The sequence below is a fragment of the uncultured Maribacter sp. genome, assembly GCF_947495965.1.
GTDB lineage: Bacteria > Bacteroidota > Bacteroidia > Flavobacteriales > Flavobacteriaceae > Maribacter_B.
This window is the reverse complement of sequence record NZ_CANMBB010000001.1, coordinates 653,949-669,847: the sequence shown is the minus strand read 5'-3', so window position 1 is coordinate 669,847 and position 15,899 is coordinate 653,949. Positions and strand designations below refer to the sequence as shown.

Genomic DNA, 15,899 nt, shown 5'->3' with positions numbered 1-15,899 from the left:
GATGAAGAAGATAATTTTAGTAACTCTATTTTTTGCTTTTTCTATGGTAGGTTTTGCACAATCTAAAGTAAATCCAGGAATACGTTTAGGGGTAAATAGTGCTAACATTTCTAATACTAATTTAGAGGACAAGATTGGGCTTAATGGTGCTGTTTTTTTAGATGTTAGGTTTACAAATTTCTACGCTTTACAACCAGAAATAGGGTTTTCTAGTCAAGGCGGAGAATCTACTAACGGAGGAGAAGACTTAAATATTAACTATATTTCTATAGCTGCAATAAATAAATTTTATGTAGCACCTAAACAAGGGTTTCATTTTATTTTGGGACCTAGTTTAGATGTCGATTTTGATAATAATTTTATAAATCTAGTTAATGATACAAATGAGTCTAATGTTACACCAATAGATTTATCTTTGCTTTTTGGAATAGGATATGAATTTCCTTTTGGGCTTATAATAGAAGCACGTTACAAACAAGGTCTTATTAATATAGACTTGTTTGATGATTTTTTTGACGATTATAATGATAATAACACAAGCTTAAATAATGTTTTTCAAGTAGGTGTAGCTTATAAATTTAAGATTTAAAATATGTTGATAGAAGGATTATATAGTGTAGAAGATTTTGCAGAAGAAGCAGGAACTGTAATTGCAACTATAAAGATATATAAAGAGCACGATATTTTTAAAGGTCATTTTCCTGGGAATCCTGTAATGCCAGGAGTTTGTATGATACAGATTATAAAAGAACTTACAGAGAAAGCAACAGGAAAGCAGTTGTTTTTATCAGTGTCTTCTAACATTAAATTTATGGCAATTATTAACCCAGAAAAAAATGATACTCTTAAACTTACTTTGGCAATTACAGAAGTAGAGGATACTATTAAGGTTAAAAATACAACCTCTTTTGAGGAAACTCTTGCATTAAAATTAAGTGCAACCTTTAAAATTATAAGCTAACATGAAATTTTTCATTGGTAGTATACTTCTAATACTAAGTTTTCTAAGCCCTAATTTAACCGAAATTAGAAAGAATTATATATTGGCAAGTGATAGTAAAGAAGTTTCTGAAAAGCTATATATGACCCTAGAAAATATTACTAAAGAAAGTAAACCTATTTTAGTGGCTTATAAAGGAGCAACTGCTACCTTAAAAGCAAAACACAGTAAAGGAATAAAGCAAAAAAAGAGTTTCTTTAAAGAAGGGGTAGATTATTTGGAATTTTCTATAGAAAAAGCACCAAAAAATATAGAGATACGTTGCCTTCGTTTAAGTGTACAAGAACATTCCCCAAAAATTTTAAAATACAAGAAAAACATAGAAGAAGACAAGCAATTTTTAATAAATAATTTTAAAAGAACTACAGATAAAGCTATTAAAAAGTTTATTAAAGATTATGTTTTGCAGTCTTCCCTTTTTGATGCTTCTGAAAAGAAGTTGTTTTAGTATTTTCAATTGTTATCTTTGTTAAAAACTAAAGTCTTTATAAAAGACCCCCACAACGCATATATTTTTGGCAGAAAACACATCATCTATAAAGGAGTCTATGGAGCAGCTAAAATGTTGTGTAGTTATTCCAACCTACAATAATCAAAAAACCTTAAAAAGAGTTATTTTAGGCGTTCTTGCGTATACCCAAGATATTATTATCATAAATGATGGCTCTACAGATACTACTTCTAATATTTTAGAAGAATTTAAGCATTTAAACTGTATAGAATTACAAGAAAATAAAGGAAAAGGTAATGCCTTAAGAGTAGGTTTTAAAAAGGCCTTTGAGTTGGGCTTTACCTATGCCATTACGATAGATTCTGACGGGCAACACTTCCCGGAAGACATTCCTGTTTTTATAAATGCTTTAGAAAAGGAAGAAACCAAAAATGTTCTTTATATAGGCGCTCGTAATATGGGACAGACGGATGTTCCTAAGAAAAGTAGCTTTGGAAATAAGTTTTCTAACTTTTGGTTTTGGTTTGAAACTGGAGTAAAATTAAAAGACACTCAAAGTGGCTTTAGGTTATATCCAATTTCAGAACTAATGGGCTTAAAATTTTACACTCCTAAATTTGAGTTCGAAATAGAGGTTATAGTAAGAGCAGCTTGGAAAGGAACTTTGGTAAAGAATTTACCAGTGCAAGTTACCTACAATGAAGAGGAAAGAGTGTCGCATTTTAGACCGTTTAAAGATTTTACAAGAATAAGTATATTAAACACTTGGTTGGTATTAATTGCTTTGCTTTATATAAAACCAAGAGATTTATACAGGCGTTTTAAAAAAAAAGGATTTAAACGATTTATAAGGGAAGATTTTTTGCAGAATGATGATTCTCCAAGAAAAAAAGCCCTATCCATAGCATTAGGAATTTTTATTGGGCTTTCTCCATTGTGGGGTTTACATACGGTAATAGTTATTTCTTTAGCCATACTTTTAAAGTTAAACAAAGTCTTAGCATTTACTTTTTCTAATATAAGTTTACCACCATTTATACCTTTTGTATTATACGCAAGTTCTAAGGTTGGGCAATTTATGTTAGGAGATTATTATTCCTATACCATAGAAGAAATGACTACTAATTTTGAAGTTCTTAAACACTTAAAAACATATATAGTTGGTAGCTTAACGCTTGCTACATTTGGTGCCATTTTATTTGGACTCTCTGCATATTTATTTTTAACTGTTTTGGAGAAAAAAAAGCTAGTAAGTCATAATGGGTAATTTTCTATATAAAATATATGAACTAATACATAAGCAAAAAGTTGCTGGCTTACTCTCATTCTTTACTATTTTAATTGCTTTTGGTTTTATTGCTAGTAAAATTTCTTTCGAGGAAGACATTACAAAGCTTATCCCTGTTAATACGAATAATAAAGACTATCAAAAAGTACTACAGACCGTTAAGTTTACAGATAAAATTATTGTAAACATTAAAAGAGAACCTAATAGCAAGGTTTCAGATATTACTGCTTATGCAAATACGTTTTTAGATAGTCTATCTAAGGAGTCCGACTATGTAGAAAATATTCAAGGGAAAGTTTCAGATGCTGTTGTTTTTAATACGATTGATTTTGTTTACAAAAATTTACCGCTTTTTTTAGAGGCCTCAGATTATAAAATTCTGGAGCAAAAAACAACAAGAGACAGTTTATTAAGTATTACAAAGCAAAATTACAATACCCTTATTTCTCCTACGGGAATAATTGCAAAAAAAACTATTTTAAAGGATCCATTAGGATTGTCCTTTATGGCAATGAAAAAATTGCAAAGTTTAGGTGTTGGAGACGATTTTACTCTTAAAGATGGCTTTTTACTAAGTAAAGATGAGCAACATATATTGCTTTTTATCACCCCAAAATACCCTTCTAGTGAAACGGATAAGAATACTAAATTTTCTACATCACTATATAAAATACAAGAAGAGTTAAACACAGCATATAAGGGTAAAGTAAGTAGCGAGTATTTTGGTGCTGCCTTAGTTGCAGTAGCCAATGCAAACCAAATTAAAAAAGATATTCAATTTACAGTAGGAATAGCATTAACGCTACTTCTTGTAATTCTAATTTTTTTCTACCGTAAAATTACAGTGCCTATTGTCCTTTTTTTACCAACTATTTTTGGAGGACTATTATCGGTGGCTATTCTATACCTTTTACGTGGTAAAATTTCTGCAATTTCTTTAGGAATTGGGTCGGTACTTTTGGGAGTTACACTAGATTACTCATTACATATACTAACACATATAAGAAATAACAAAAGTATAAAAAGTTTGTATGTAGATGTTTCACCGTCTATTTTAATGAGTAGCGTAACAACAGCAAGTGCATTTTTATGTTTGTTATTTATAAAATCACAAGCATTACAAGACCTTGGTATTTTTGCTGCTATAAGTGTTTTAGGAGCATCTTTTTTTGCTTTGCTATTAATTCCACAAATATATAGTACTAAGAAAGAAAAGGTTTCTAAAAAGAATATTTTAGACCGTATAGCATCGTATGAAATTCATAAAAATAAAATTGTCCTTTCTGGTATAGCTTTAGTATTACTAGTTTGCATTTTTACGTATAACAACGTATTGTTTAATACGGATATTGCTAAGATGAATTACGAACCTAAAGCATTGTTAGATGCTCGTAATAATTTAGAAGCATTAACAGATATTGGTTCAAAATCTATCTACGCAGCAGCATACGGAAATAATTTAGAAAGTGCCTTACAGGTTAATGATAGTATTTACCACCTATTACAAGAATATAAAGATAAGGGGGTACTTAAAAATTATAGCGCAATAGGAGCATTGGTTTCTTCTCAGAAAAAACAAGAAGAAAAGATTAAACGCTGGCAGCAATTTTGGAATACAACTAAAACCAAACAAACCAAAAACGACTTAATAGTAGCTGGAGAGGAACTAGGGTTTAAACCAAAAACATTTAGTCCTTTTTATGCTGCTTTAGAAAAAGAATACCAACCTTTAACATTAGAGGATTATAAGAGTATAAACGTATTGGTAATAGCAGACTTTATTGGCACTAAAGAAGATTTTACAGCAGTAACTTCTTTGCTAAAAGTAGAGACTTCAGAAAATGCCCAAATTATTAAAGAAAACCTTAAGCATAAGAAAACAATTTTAATAGACCGTCAAGGAATGAATGAGGCTTTTCTGGGTAATCTAAAAAATGATTTTAACCGCCTAATTGGTTATTCGGTACTTGCAGTTTTAGTGTTATTGCTTCTTTTTTATAAAAGCTTTTCTTTAACCTTAGTAACAGGAATTCCTATTTTCTTAACTTGGTTTTTAACCATTGGTATTATGGGACTTTTGGGAATAGAGTTTAATATTTTTAATATCATTATTTCTACCTTTATTTTTGGATTAGGGGTAGACTATAGCATTTTTATTACTAACGGTTTTCTGGCAGAAAATAGGACAGGAGAAAAAATAGTACCAACACACAAAACATCTATACTATTATCGGTAATTACTACAATTTTAGGAGTTGGCGTTCTAATTTTTGCGAAGCATCCGGCCTTATATACCATTTCGGTTGTTTCTCTAGTAGGTATACTATCTGCAGTGCTTATAGCATTTACGGTACAACCTTTATTATTTAAATTATTTATTGGGGATACAACTAAAAGACCAATCTCTTTTCGTCTTTTTATACATTCTGTTTTGTCTTTTACCTATTTTGGTTTGGGTGGTTTGGTGCTTTCTTTTTTTAGTTTAGTATTAAAAATAATTCCAGTTTCTAAGAAAATAAAAATGGCGGGCTTCCATAGGTCTATTTCTAAACTTATGGGGTCCGTACTATATACTAATGGTTTTGTGTCTAAAGAAATAATTAATTTAAAGAAAGATACTTTTAAAGAACCGGTTATGATTATTGCCAACCATACCTCTTTCTTAGATATTTTGGCCATAGGAATGTTGCATCCAAAAATTGTTTTTTTGGTGAACGATTGGGTATATAATTCTCCCGTTTTTGGTAAAGCAGTACAAGCAGCAGGTTTTTATCCAGTTTCTAAAGGAGTAGAAAATGGAGAAGCACATTTGCGTAAAAAGGTAGCGCAAGGGTATTCGCTTATTACGTTTCCGGAAGGCACACGTTCTAGAACCAATAAAATAAAAAGGTTTCATAAAGGGGCATTTCATTTGGCCGATAAATTAGGGCTAGACGTTCTTCCAATTCTAATTCATGGGAATTCGGAGGTATTACCAAAAGGTAGTTTTATTATTCGTGATGGGAGTATAACCATTAAGGTGCTAAATAAAATAGGAATTCAGGATTCTTCTTATGGAGTAACTACAAGAGAAAAAACGAAACAAATAAGCACCCATTTTAGAAAGGAGTTTAATACAATACGAAAAGATATAGAAAATGCTTCATATTTTCATTCTCTAGTGTTGTTAGAATATAGGTATAAAGGAAATCTCATATATAATACCGTTAAATCAGATCTAAAGTTATATGCTTCTATTTATAAAGAAATTATAGATTATTTAGATTCTAAAGCACAAATTATACATTTGTCTAAAGATTTTGGTCAATTAGATTTTTTATTAAAATTAGATGCTCCAGACAGAAAAATAACAACATATATTAAAGATTCTGAAGCCAGAGAAATTGTTACTAATAGTTACATTACACATAATTATAAGAAGTATAATTTTTCAAATTCGGTATTAGAAGCCTTTAAAGAAATAGCAAATGTGGCTATAGTAAATTTAGACTCATTGAATTCTGAAGAAATCATGGCACTTTTAAAATCTGAAATTACTATCTTAATCCTTTTAAAAGAAAGTAAATCTTTACATATTGATACTATTTTAGAAAACGGATTTACCATAGATAAAGAATTACCAGAAGCCTTATTTTTAAAGCGATAAATTAAAGAATGGATAAGAAGTATGATGTTGTAATTGTTGGCAGTGGCATGGGAGGACTTGTTTCTGCTATTATTTTAGCAAAAGAAGGGAAGAGTGTATGCGTGCTAGAAAAAAACAACCAATATGGTGGTAACCTACAAACATTTGTACGCGAGAAAACCATTTTTGATACCGGAGTGCATTATATAGGCGGACTTTCTAAAGGACAAAATTTATATCGTTACTTTAAATATTTAGGCATTTTTGATGGGCTAAATTTAAAAAAAATGGACGTAGATGGTTTTGATATTATCACTTTTGATGAAGATGAAAACGAATACAGCCATGCCCAAGGGTATGAAAATTTTCAGCAATCTTTAATAAGCCAATTTCCAGAAGAAGAAGAAGGTATTAAAGCCTATTGTAAAGAATTAAAAGAAACTTGCGATAAATTTCCGCTTTATAATTTAAAATTAGGAAAACCTTATTATGATGATACCGAGCTTTTTTCACTTCCGGCTAAAGCACATATAAATTCTTTTACTTCTAATAAAAAATTACAGGCAGTATTAGCGGGTTCTAATTTATTGTATGCTGGGGAGTCCGACAAGACTCCATTTTATGTACATGCACTTTCTGTAAACTCTTATATAGAAAGTTCGTACCGTTGTGTAAATGGTGGTAGCCAAATAACTAAGCTGTTAATTAGAAAATTAATAGAAAACGGTGGCGAAGCATATAAACATAAAGAGGTAACCCAATTAGAATATAAAGAAAAGCAAATTGTTGCGGCACATACTAAAGACGGTACTATTGTAAAAGGAGACCTTTTTATATCTAACATAGAACCAAAACTAACTTTAAAATTAGTTGGGGAAACCAATTTTAGAAAAGCCTATAGTAATCGTATTAAAGATATAGAAAGTACCATATCGGCCTTTAGTATTCATTTGGTGTTAAAACCAGAGAAGGTAAAGTATTTAAATAAAAATTACTACCACTATAAAACGCCAGAAGCAGTTTGGAACTGTCATAATTATACCCAAGAAAACTGGCCATTAGGATATATGGTTTCTATGGGTGTAAAAAAAGGATTAGGAGAGTGGGCAGACCAATTAACGGCTATTACTTATATGCAATACGATGAGGTAAGGCCATGGGACAATACATTTAATACGGTTGCACATAAAAACAACAGGGGAGAAACCTATGAAGAGTTTAAAAAGAATAAAGCAGAGCAACTTATAAAAGAGTTAGAAAAAAAGTTCCCAACAATTAGAGAATGTATACAAACGGTGTACACCTCTACACCTTTATCCTATAGAGATTATATAGCCTGTAATGAGGGTTCTATGTATGGCTATGTAAAAGATGTAAATAACCCTTTAAAATCAGTCTTGTCTCCAAGAACAAAAATTAAAAACTTGTTATTTACAGGACAAAGCTTAAATATGCATGGTATTTTAGGGGTTACCATTAGCGGAATTGTTACCTGTTCCGAAATTTTAGGAAGGGAATATTTGTTAAATAAAATTACAGAACCTACTGCAGAAGAAAACATTGTAAACGTAAATGCGTAATGGGAAAATTTAAAATCACTCCTATAGAGCGAGTAAAAAATATTACCAAAGCAGATTTTATAGAAAAGTACTACAAGCCGCAACGTCCAGTTTTAATAGAAGGTTTAACTAAAGATTGGCCTGCCTATGAAAAATGGACGCTAGATTATATTCAAGAAAGAGCAGGGGAGCAAATTGTACCACTTTACAATAATGAGCCTGCAAAAGATAAAGAGAGTGTATACGCTCCAGTAAAAGAACTTAAGCTATACGATTATATAGAAATTTTAAAAACTAAGCCTACCGATTTACGAATTTTCTTTTATGACATTCTAAAAAGTATGCCCGAGTTATTAAAAGATTTTAAATACCCAGATATTGGGCTAAAATTCTTTAAAAGATTACCTGCTTTGTTTTTTGGAGGTGGAGATTCTAAAGTTTTTATGCACTATGATATTGATTTGCCAGACAGTATGCATTTTCATTTTCATGGCGATAAAAGTGTAACTCTGTTTTCTCCTGAGCAAACCCAATATTTATATAAAGTCCCTTTTTCAATACACAATATTGATAAGATAGATATGGATAATCCAGATTTTGAAAAATATCCAGCATTGCAGTATGCAGAAGGGATACAGGTGCAGATGAAGCATGGCGATGCTTTGTATATGCCCAGTGGTTATTGGCATTATATAAAATACCTTAATGGTGGTTTTTCTATGACTTTACGTGCATTGCCAAGGACGCCAAAACGTTTTTTAAATATGCTGTATAATGTGGCAATTATGCGTCATTTTGATAATATTACACGTAGATTTTGGGGGCAAAAATGGTTAAACTATAAAGAGGAACTTGCGGTTAAAAAAACACATAAAAATTTAGAAAAACATTAGAATGAAATTAAAATTAAACTCTTTTTTTTCTATTGTAGTTACCTTTATTTTAAGTACGTTACTGTTCTCTTGTGGTGTTTCTAAGTCTTTAAAAAACGTGCCAGATATTAGTAATTATTCTCTAGAAAAACCGCAGAGAATTAAAGTTTCGGATACTAGTTATGTTACCCAAAACGGATTTTTAAATAAAAATAAACAAGGGCAATGGGAGCTTTATGTAAAAGGCAACCCAATGCAGTTGGGTTTAGCAACAGGATCGCTAACGCAAGAGCTTTTTCATAAACAAGAAAATGCATTATTATCTAAGGTAGACGAAATGGTACCTTCTAAAACTAAGCAGTATTTATTACGTAAATTTTTAGCTTGGTTTAATCGTAAAATGTATTTGAATATTAATGAGGATTTTAAAGCAGAAATTTATGGTTTGTCTCAGTACGCGTCACCAAAATACCAGCATATTGCGGCCCCATATCCCAGAATTTTATATTTGCATGGTGCGCATGATATTGGCCATGCATTACAAGATTTAGCACTAGTTGGTTGTTCTTCTTTTGCTGCTTGGGGAGATAAAACCAAAGATGGGAAACTTATCATTGGGCGTAATTTAGATTTCTATGCTGGCGATACTTTTGCAGAGGATAAGATAATAGCATTTATAGAGCCAGAGAAGGGGCACCCATTTATGTCGGTTACTTGGGGCGGAATGCTAGGAGTAGTTTCTGGAATGAATAATAAAGGGATAACGGTTACTATAAATGCAGGAAAATCTAAATTTCCTTTAGTCGCAAAAACCCCAATTTCTTTGGTCACTAGAGAAATTTTACAATATGCTAGTACTATCAAAGAAGCTATTGCAATTGCAAAAAGTAAAGAGGTTTTTGTTTCCGAATCTATTTTTGTGGGTAGTGCAAAAGATAAAGAAGTAGTCCTAATTGAAGTATCCCCTAAGAACTTTGGAGTTTATAAAGTGGAGAATCAGAATACCTTGGTGTGTTCTAATCATTTTCAGAGTGCAGCGTATGCTAATGATGAAAAAAATCAAAAACATATTTTAGAGAGCCACTCGCAGTATCGTTATGAACGTATGGAAGAACTGCTGCAGGAAAATCCTAAAGTAACACCAGAAATTGCCGTAGATATTTTAAGAAACAAAAAAGGTTTAGACGATAAAGACATTGGTTATGGGAATGAGAAAGCCTTAAACCAATTACTAGCACACCATGGTATTGTTTTTAAACCAGAAGAGCTATTGGTATGGGTATCTTCTAATCCATACCAATTAGGAGAGTTTGTAGCGTACGATTTAAATACCATTTTTAAAAAAAAAGCTAAAAATATAGAGCCAAGGCAGTTGGCAAATAATAATTTAGTAATAGCTAAAGACACTTTTCAATTTACTGAGGCATTTACAAATTATGAGGCGTATAGAACTCTAAAACGTACCATTGAAAAAGCAATACATAAAGAGGAAAAAGTAGACTTACAGCTTTTTAAAGAGTTACAGAAGAAAAATCCAAACCACTGGGAAAGCTACTACATTAGTGGAAAATATTTATATGAGCAAGGGTATTTTAGAGCTGCTTTGGCCGAGTTTAATAGTGCTAAAACAAAAGAAATTACTACACTTGTAGACCAAGAAAATATAGAGGAGTATATTCGCAAAATAAAACGGAAAATAGACGCATGATTCCTGAAATAGAAAAGGCAGACCAGAAAACAATAAAAGCTTTTCAAGAAGAAAAACTGAGAGAATTAATATCTTATCTACTGGAAAAATCTCCGTATTACAGACGTTTGTTCAAGAGTCATAAAATTGTTGCAGAGGATATTCAGACTTTGGAAGATTTGGTAAAAATAACACCAACTACGAAGGAAGAGTTACAAAAGCATAATGCCGATTTTCTATGTGTTTCTAAGACCGATATTGTAGATTATGTAACCACATCGGGCACCTTAGGAGACCCAGTTACCATAGCTTTAACTGATGCCGATTTGGAGCGTTTGGCCTATAACGAGTCTATCTCTTTTGCTTGCGCTGGTATTACAAAGGAAGATGTTTTACAACTTACTACGACTATGGATAGGCGTTTTATTGCTGGTTTGGCATATTTCTTAGGCGCCAGAAAATTGGGCGCCGGAATTATAAGAGTAGGCGCCGGCATTCCAGAATTGCAATGGGATACTATTGTAAAATTTAAACCTTCGTATTTAATAGTAGTGCCTTCTTTTTTATTAAAATTGGTAAGCTATGCAGATGAGCACGGTATAGATTATAAAAATTCGGGTATTAAAGGAGCAGTTTGTATTGGAGAGTCGTTACGCAACCAAGATTTTTCTTTGAATATTTTAGGAAATAAAATTAAAGAAAAGTGGGATATAGATTTGTTTTCTACCTACGCTTCTACAGAAATGAGTACTGCTTTTACGGAATGTTCCGAAATGCAAGGAGGGCACCAACATCCAGAATTAATTATTGTGGAGGTCTTAGATGATAACAACCAACCTGTTCCGGCAGGAACAGAAGGAGAATTAACAATCACAACACTGGGAGTAGAGGCAATGCCGCTTTTACGTTTTAAAACTGGCGATATTGTAGTGGCACATAATGAGCCATGTGCTTGTGGTAGAAATACGGTTAGAATAGGGCCTTTAGTAGGAAGAAAAAAACAAATGGTAAAGTACAAGGGAACTACCCTTTATCCGCCAGCGATGGATAATCTTTTAAACGATTTTACAGAGGTAGAAAGCCATGTTATAGAAATTTATCATAACGATATTGGTACCGACGAAATTGGAATTAAAATAGCTTCTAATAACCAATCCGACGAATTACAGAGCGAAATCAGAGACCACTTTAGGTCTAAACTTAGAGTTGCTCCAAAAATTGAATTTTGTAATAATGCAGAAATTCAGAAACTCAGAAGTTCTATGTTAGGCAGAAAACCCGTTACGGTAATTGATAGGAGGGGGTAAAGGTGTTTTTTAAATCTTTTAGATATGGAAGAAGTAAGAAAATCTCTAGATACTATTAGCAAGCTTTCGGATGCCGATTGGGAGATATTCTCTTCCAAATTAAAGAAATACGAAATAAAAAAAGGCGATGCGCTTTTAAAAGCAGGAAATGTAGAGCGCTATCTTAGTTTTATTATAGAGGGCTCTGCTAGAATTTATATTCCTAAAATAGAGAATGATGTAACTGTTGGGTTTGTTTTTGAGAATGAATTTGTGAGCTCTTATGCTTCTTTTTTAAACAGAGAACCAAGTATATTTCAGATAGATGCTATGTCTACTGTCGTAGTTTGGCGTTTAACCTATGCCGATCTTCAGGATATTTATAAAGAAACAGTTGATGGAAATAGTATTGGTAGGGTAACGGCAGAAACTTTGTTTCTTGCCAAATCTAAAAGAGAAGCGTCTTTATTAACCCAATCTGCTGAGGAAAGATATCTTAATCTATTTAGAGAAAGACCTAATTTAATAAAGGAAATTCCTCTTAAATATATAGCTTCTTATATTGGAGTAACACCACAAGCTTTAAGTAGAATTCGAAAAAGAATTACTTAACCTAGGTTCATTGTTTGGTCTTTTAGCTACCTCTACTTTTGCTAAAAAAAAGATGAAACCATTTTTAATTCTTATTGTTGTTAGTATTCCTGCACTTATTTTTATAAAAATAAACACAGGAAATTATGATTATGCTTTTTCCGCACGTATAGGAATGTCTGCCATGTTGTTTTTTACAGCATTAGGGCATTTTATGTACGCAGACGGAATGGCTTTAATGGTCCCCGACTTTATTCCTTTTAAAAAAGAGGTTATTATTTTAACTGGAATTATAGAGGTGTTTGGCGCTTTTGCTTTACACTTTTCGGAATACCGAGTAGTAGTGGCATGGCTTTTAATTTTATTTTTTATAGCAATACTTCCTTCTAATATAAAGGCAGCACTAGAAAATATAAACTATCAAAAAGCTACCTATGATGGGCCTGGATTAGTATATCTTTGGTTTAGAGTGCCGTTACAAATATTCTTTATTGTATGGATATATTTAAGCGCCATTAGAGTCTAACAAATACAATCCCATTTTAATTTTCCAGTAGGGTATTTTTTCTTCAAAATAGGTAAAATATGCTTTTAAACCATCTTCTGCTGTAAGTGCTTCTTTGGCTTTTTCTATTTTTTGTATTTCTTCGGAAGATATAAATTGTTCAAAATCTATGGGTTCACCATTTTCATGCATCTTTTGTAAATGTCCGTAGATAGTATCTTGTTTTATGCCTCTTTCTACAGCAATATCGCTAATAGAAATTCCGTCTTTAAACATAGTATACGAAACCTCATGAGTAGGAACTTTTGTTTTTACGGTTCTTCTATGCGCTGCTATTTCATCCATAAAAACCTTAGCATATTTCTTTAGTTTGGCAGCACCAACACCAGAAACTTTTTCAAAAGCTTCTATGGTCATAGGTTTTTTTGCTTCCATATCTTTTAAACTGGCATCGGTAAAAACTACATAGGCAGGCACGTTTTCTTCGGTTGCTATTTGTTGTCTAAGGGCACGTAATTTTTCAAATAAAGCACTTTGTTTTTTAACAGCTTTTGCTTTTTCCTTAGCTCTTTCTTTAAGGTCTATAAGGGTAGCCAATTGCACTTTTTGTTTTTCAAACAAAATAGACTTTGCCAGTGGTGTTAATTCTAACTTAGAATGTTCTTTAAAGTTTATTTGCAGCACTCCTTGATTTAGTAATTGTACTATATATTGCTGCAAATCTTGCCAAGGAATATCCTTTAAAGCACCGTAAGTTTTTATGTTTTGATATCCTTTATCGTATACCGCAGCGTTTTGGGAACCTCGTAAAACATCTATAACCGTTCCCATAGCTTCTTGCTCTTTTAGACGAACAATAGCGGAGCAAATTTTTTGGGCAAGCACCGTAGCATCAAAATAGGCAGGTGGGCGTTTGCATATATCGCAATTCCCACAAGCTTTGGTATTGTGTTCTCCAAAGTAATTTAATAGTGCAATTCGCCTACAACTTAAAGCTTCGGCAAATTGTTGCATACGTTCTAATTTTGCCAACTGCACGGTAGTATTACCTCCGTTATCTATAAATTTACGTAGTTGCAAAACATCAGAATAGCTATAAAAAAGTAAGGTGTTAGAATCTATACCATCACGGCCAGCCCTACCAATTTCTTGGTAATAACCTTCTAAGTTTTTAGGCATGTTGTAGTGAATAACCCAACGTACGTTACTTTTATCTATTCCCATGCCAAAAGCAATGGTAGCAACAATAATTGGAGTGCGGTCATTAATAAAGTCTTCCTGAATTGTAGAACGTTTATCGGCCTGTATACCTGCGTGATATGCTTTGGCTTTAAAACCTAAACTACAGAGCTGTTCGGCAATTTTTTCGGTACTTTTTCTGCTTAAACAATAGATAATACCACTTTCGGTACTTTTACCTTCTAAGAACTGCTGTATTTGCTGCATTCTATTTTGCCCAGGTCTAACCTCTAAATACAGGTTTGGTCTGTTAAAAGACGCCAAATGGCGCTCTGCATGCGGAATAGAAAGTTGGTCTAGAATATCATCTTGTGTAGCACGGTCGGCAGTTGCTGTAAGTGCAATAATAGGCACTTTTGGGTAGGCTACTTTTAAACGCCCAAGTTGGGTATATGCAGGTCTAAAATCGTGTCCCCAAGAAGAAATACAATGCGCCTCATCTACCGCAATAAGGTCTATGTTTACTTGGGTAAAATAGGGCTCTATAAAAGACAAACTTTCTGGCGCTACGTAAAAGAGTTTTAGTTTCCCTTCTTTAAAGTTTTTTAAAGTTTCTTGTTGTTCCTCGGTTGGTTGGGAACTATTGTAATAAGCTACTGAAACACCGTTGGCACGTAACACATCTACTTGGTCTTTCATAAGTGCAATAAGTGGAGAAATAACCACCGTTGTACCTTCTAATGCTAAAGCTGGTAATTGGTAGCAGAGCGATTTACCACCACCTGTTGGCATAATAGCCATTACGTCTTTTTTGTTTAGTACATTGGAGATAACCTCTAACTGGTTGGGTCTAAAAGAATCGTAACCAAAATGGGTTTTTAAAAGGCTAAGTAATTGTTGTTTTTGTTCTTCTTGTAGCATACGAGGTAAAGTTACAGTTTGCAGCATTGGTTACAAAACAAAAAACTGTTCTTCTATACTAGAAGAACAGTTTCTTCAAAAAATGTTTATCTAATCTTAATTATTATTTTTTTCTCTATCGATTTTGGATTTTATAAAGCATAATAATGATCCCAAAAAAAATGCAACTATAATTAAAAAACACATATTGTTTAATGATTCATTCATACTATATAAACGTAATTGAGGACTGTTTAAAGTCAATATAATATATATACCAAGAGTAATAAGTAAAATAAAATTAGTAATAATGGCTTCATTACTTAATTTAATTTCTTTTTTAAAATCAAATTCGGATTTAAGTATTTCTAAAAATGGTTGAATAACTTTTAATATGGCGATATAGATAATAAAGCTTAAAATTTTTTTGAAAGTTAATATTTCAATGGATATATTACTATTTAAAATAGAATATCCGTTTGATAATATTGTAATACATTCTGTATATAAAATTACAATAGAAGCTTGTGCAAGCATGGTAGAATTACTTATTAGATATCTTGCGTATTTAGTTATATATGTACTCATTTTTTTACTTCCCTAACATTAATAACTCATTGCAACGAATCTCGGTAATGTATCTTTTTTCGCCTTCCTTGGTTTCATAACTACGGTGCGTAAGTTTTCCTTCTACAGCAACTTGTTTTCCTTTTTGTAAATAGCTTTCTACAATGTCTGCCGTTTTTCCCCATGCAACAATAGTATGCCATTGGGTGTCTTCTACTTTTTCGCCATTCGCATTTTTGTAATGGTCTGTTGTTGCGATAGAGAATTTTGCTAGTTTTTTCCCACTGTCTAGGGTTACAATTTCTGGGTCTTGTCCTAAATGTCCAATCAACTGTACTTTGTTTTTAAGTGCGTTCATAAGTTCTAAATTTTAATGTTAAACAGTTAAT

At 32.2% G+C, this 15,899-nt stretch carries 14 protein-coding genes; 11 read left to right on the top strand and 3 right to left on the bottom strand.

Annotated features, from left to right (window positions below; translation table 11 throughout):
• The first annotated feature begins 1 nt into the window (after position 1).
• The 11 genes from Q0820_RS02675 to Q0820_RS02625 all read left to right on the top strand — a co-directional run bounded on the left by Q0820_RS02675 (position 2) and on the right by Q0820_RS02625 (position 12,885).
• A complete protein-coding gene (locus Q0820_RS02675; protein ID WP_298484847.1) occupies positions 2–589 on the top strand; it encodes a porin family protein in 588 nt (195 codons plus the stop codon).
• Between the two features lie 3 nt (positions 590–592).
• A complete protein-coding gene (locus Q0820_RS02670; protein WP_298484844.1) occupies positions 593–961 on the top strand; it encodes a 3-hydroxyacyl-ACP dehydratase in 369 nt (122 codons plus the stop codon).
• 1 nt (position 962) lies between these two features.
• A complete protein-coding gene (locus Q0820_RS02665) occupies positions 963–1,448 on the top strand; it encodes a hypothetical protein (RefSeq protein WP_298484842.1) in 486 nt (161 codons plus the stop codon).
• 67 nt (positions 1,449–1,515) lie between these two features.
• A complete protein-coding gene (locus Q0820_RS02660; protein WP_298484840.1) occupies positions 1,516–2,718 on the top strand; it encodes a DUF2062 domain-containing protein in 1,203 nt (400 codons plus the stop codon).
• Positions 2,711–6,385 carry a 1-acyl-sn-glycerol-3-phosphate acyltransferase gene (locus Q0820_RS02655; RefSeq protein WP_298484839.1) on the top strand — a complete coding sequence of 1,225 codons (3,675 nt, stop codon included), beginning with the start codon at positions 2,711–2,713 and terminating at the stop codon, positions 6,383–6,385. Before Q0820_RS02660 ends, Q0820_RS02655 begins: the two co-directional genes overlap by 8 nt.
• 8 nt (positions 6,386–6,393) lie before the next feature.
• Positions 6,394–7,944 carry an NAD(P)/FAD-dependent oxidoreductase gene (locus Q0820_RS02650; RefSeq protein ID WP_298484838.1) on the top strand — a complete coding sequence of 517 codons (1,551 nt, stop codon included), beginning with the start codon at positions 6,394–6,396 and terminating at the stop codon, positions 7,942–7,944.
• Entirely contained in the window at positions 7,944–8,816 is an 873-nt protein-coding gene (locus tag Q0820_RS02645) for a cupin-like domain-containing protein (RefSeq protein ID WP_298484837.1), read from the top strand. The genes Q0820_RS02650 and Q0820_RS02645 overlap by 1 nt, the downstream gene beginning before the upstream one ends.
• Before the next feature lies 1 nt (position 8,817).
• Positions 8,818–10,503 (top strand): C45 family peptidase, encoded by a 1,686-nt coding sequence (locus tag Q0820_RS02640; RefSeq protein WP_298484836.1) that lies wholly within the window; start codon positions 8,818–8,820, stop codon positions 10,501–10,503.
• On the top strand, positions 10,500–11,789 hold the full coding sequence (locus Q0820_RS02635) for an AMP-binding protein (protein WP_298484835.1): 1,290 nt from the start codon (positions 10,500–10,502) through the stop codon (positions 11,787–11,789). The genes Q0820_RS02640 and Q0820_RS02635 overlap by 4 nt, the downstream gene beginning before the upstream one ends.
• Before the next feature lie 24 nt (positions 11,790–11,813).
• Positions 11,814–12,380 (top strand): Crp/Fnr family transcriptional regulator, encoded by a 567-nt coding sequence (locus Q0820_RS02630; RefSeq protein WP_298484833.1) that lies wholly within the window; start codon positions 11,814–11,816, stop codon positions 12,378–12,380.
• A 52-nt stretch (positions 12,381–12,432) separates the two neighbouring features.
• Complete coding sequence (locus tag Q0820_RS02625) at positions 12,433–12,885, top strand: hypothetical protein (RefSeq protein WP_298484831.1); 453 nt, start codon at positions 12,433–12,435, stop codon at positions 12,883–12,885.
• On the opposite strand, the gene recQ is transcribed toward Q0820_RS02625, so the two are convergent.
• From recQ to ssb, 3 genes are all read right to left on the bottom strand, one after another.
• The gene (recQ, locus tag Q0820_RS02620; RefSeq protein WP_298484829.1) at positions 12,865–14,991 is read right to left on the bottom strand and encodes a DNA helicase RecQ; all 2,127 of its coding nucleotides are present in this window, start codon (positions 14,989–14,991) and stop codon (positions 12,865–12,867) included. The genes Q0820_RS02625 and recQ overlap by 21 nt on opposite strands.
• 69 nt (positions 14,992–15,060) lie before the next feature.
• The gene (locus Q0820_RS02615; RefSeq protein ID WP_298484828.1) at positions 15,061–15,531 is read right to left on the bottom strand and encodes a hypothetical protein; all 471 of its coding nucleotides are present in this window, start codon (positions 15,529–15,531) and stop codon (positions 15,061–15,063) included.
• Positions 15,532–15,535: 4 nt separating this feature from the next.
• Positions 15,536–15,868 (bottom strand): single-stranded DNA-binding protein, encoded by a 333-nt coding sequence (gene ssb / locus Q0820_RS02610; RefSeq protein ID WP_298484826.1) that lies wholly within the window; start codon positions 15,866–15,868, stop codon positions 15,536–15,538.
• Positions 15,869–15,899 lie beyond the last annotated feature (31 nt).

What these genes read in the sequence shown, in the direction of transcription:
- Q0820_RS02640 (WP_298484836.1), top strand. Translation starts at nt 8,818, where the DNA reads ATGAAATTAAAATTAAACTCTTTTTTTTCTATTGTAGTTACCTTTATT.
- Q0820_RS02655 (WP_298484839.1), top strand. Translation starts at nt 2,711, where the DNA reads ATGGGTAATTTTCTATATAAAATATATGAACTAATACATAAGCAAAAA.
- Q0820_RS02650 (WP_298484838.1), top strand. Translation starts at nt 6,394, where the DNA reads ATGGATAAGAAGTATGATGTTGTAATTGTTGGCAGTGGCATGGGAGGA.
- Q0820_RS02645 (WP_298484837.1), top strand. Translation starts at nt 7,944, where the DNA reads ATGGGAAAATTTAAAATCACTCCTATAGAGCGAGTAAAAAATATTACC.
- Q0820_RS02615 (WP_298484828.1), bottom strand. Translation starts at nt 15,531, where the DNA reads ATGAGTACATATATAACTAAATACGCAAGATATCTAATAAGTAATTCT.
- Q0820_RS02665 (WP_298484842.1), top strand. Translation starts at nt 963, where the DNA reads ATGAAATTTTTCATTGGTAGTATACTTCTAATACTAAGTTTTCTAAGC.
- ssb (WP_298484826.1), bottom strand. Translation starts at nt 15,868, where the DNA reads ATGAACGCACTTAAAAACAAAGTACAGTTGATTGGACATTTAGGACAA.
- Q0820_RS02625 (WP_298484831.1), top strand. Translation starts at nt 12,433, where the DNA reads ATGAAACCATTTTTAATTCTTATTGTTGTTAGTATTCCTGCACTTATT.
- Q0820_RS02675 (WP_298484847.1), top strand. Translation starts at nt 2, where the DNA reads ATGAAGAAGATAATTTTAGTAACTCTATTTTTTGCTTTTTCTATGGTA.
- Q0820_RS02670 (WP_298484844.1), top strand. Translation starts at nt 593, where the DNA reads ATGTTGATAGAAGGATTATATAGTGTAGAAGATTTTGCAGAAGAAGCA.
- Q0820_RS02635 (WP_298484835.1), top strand. Translation starts at nt 10,500, where the DNA reads ATGATTCCTGAAATAGAAAAGGCAGACCAGAAAACAATAAAAGCTTTT.
- recQ (WP_298484829.1), bottom strand. Translation starts at nt 14,991, where the DNA reads ATGCTGCAAACTGTAACTTTACCTCGTATGCTACAAGAAGAACAAAAA.
- Q0820_RS02630 (WP_298484833.1), top strand. Translation starts at nt 11,814, where the DNA reads ATGGAAGAAGTAAGAAAATCTCTAGATACTATTAGCAAGCTTTCGGAT.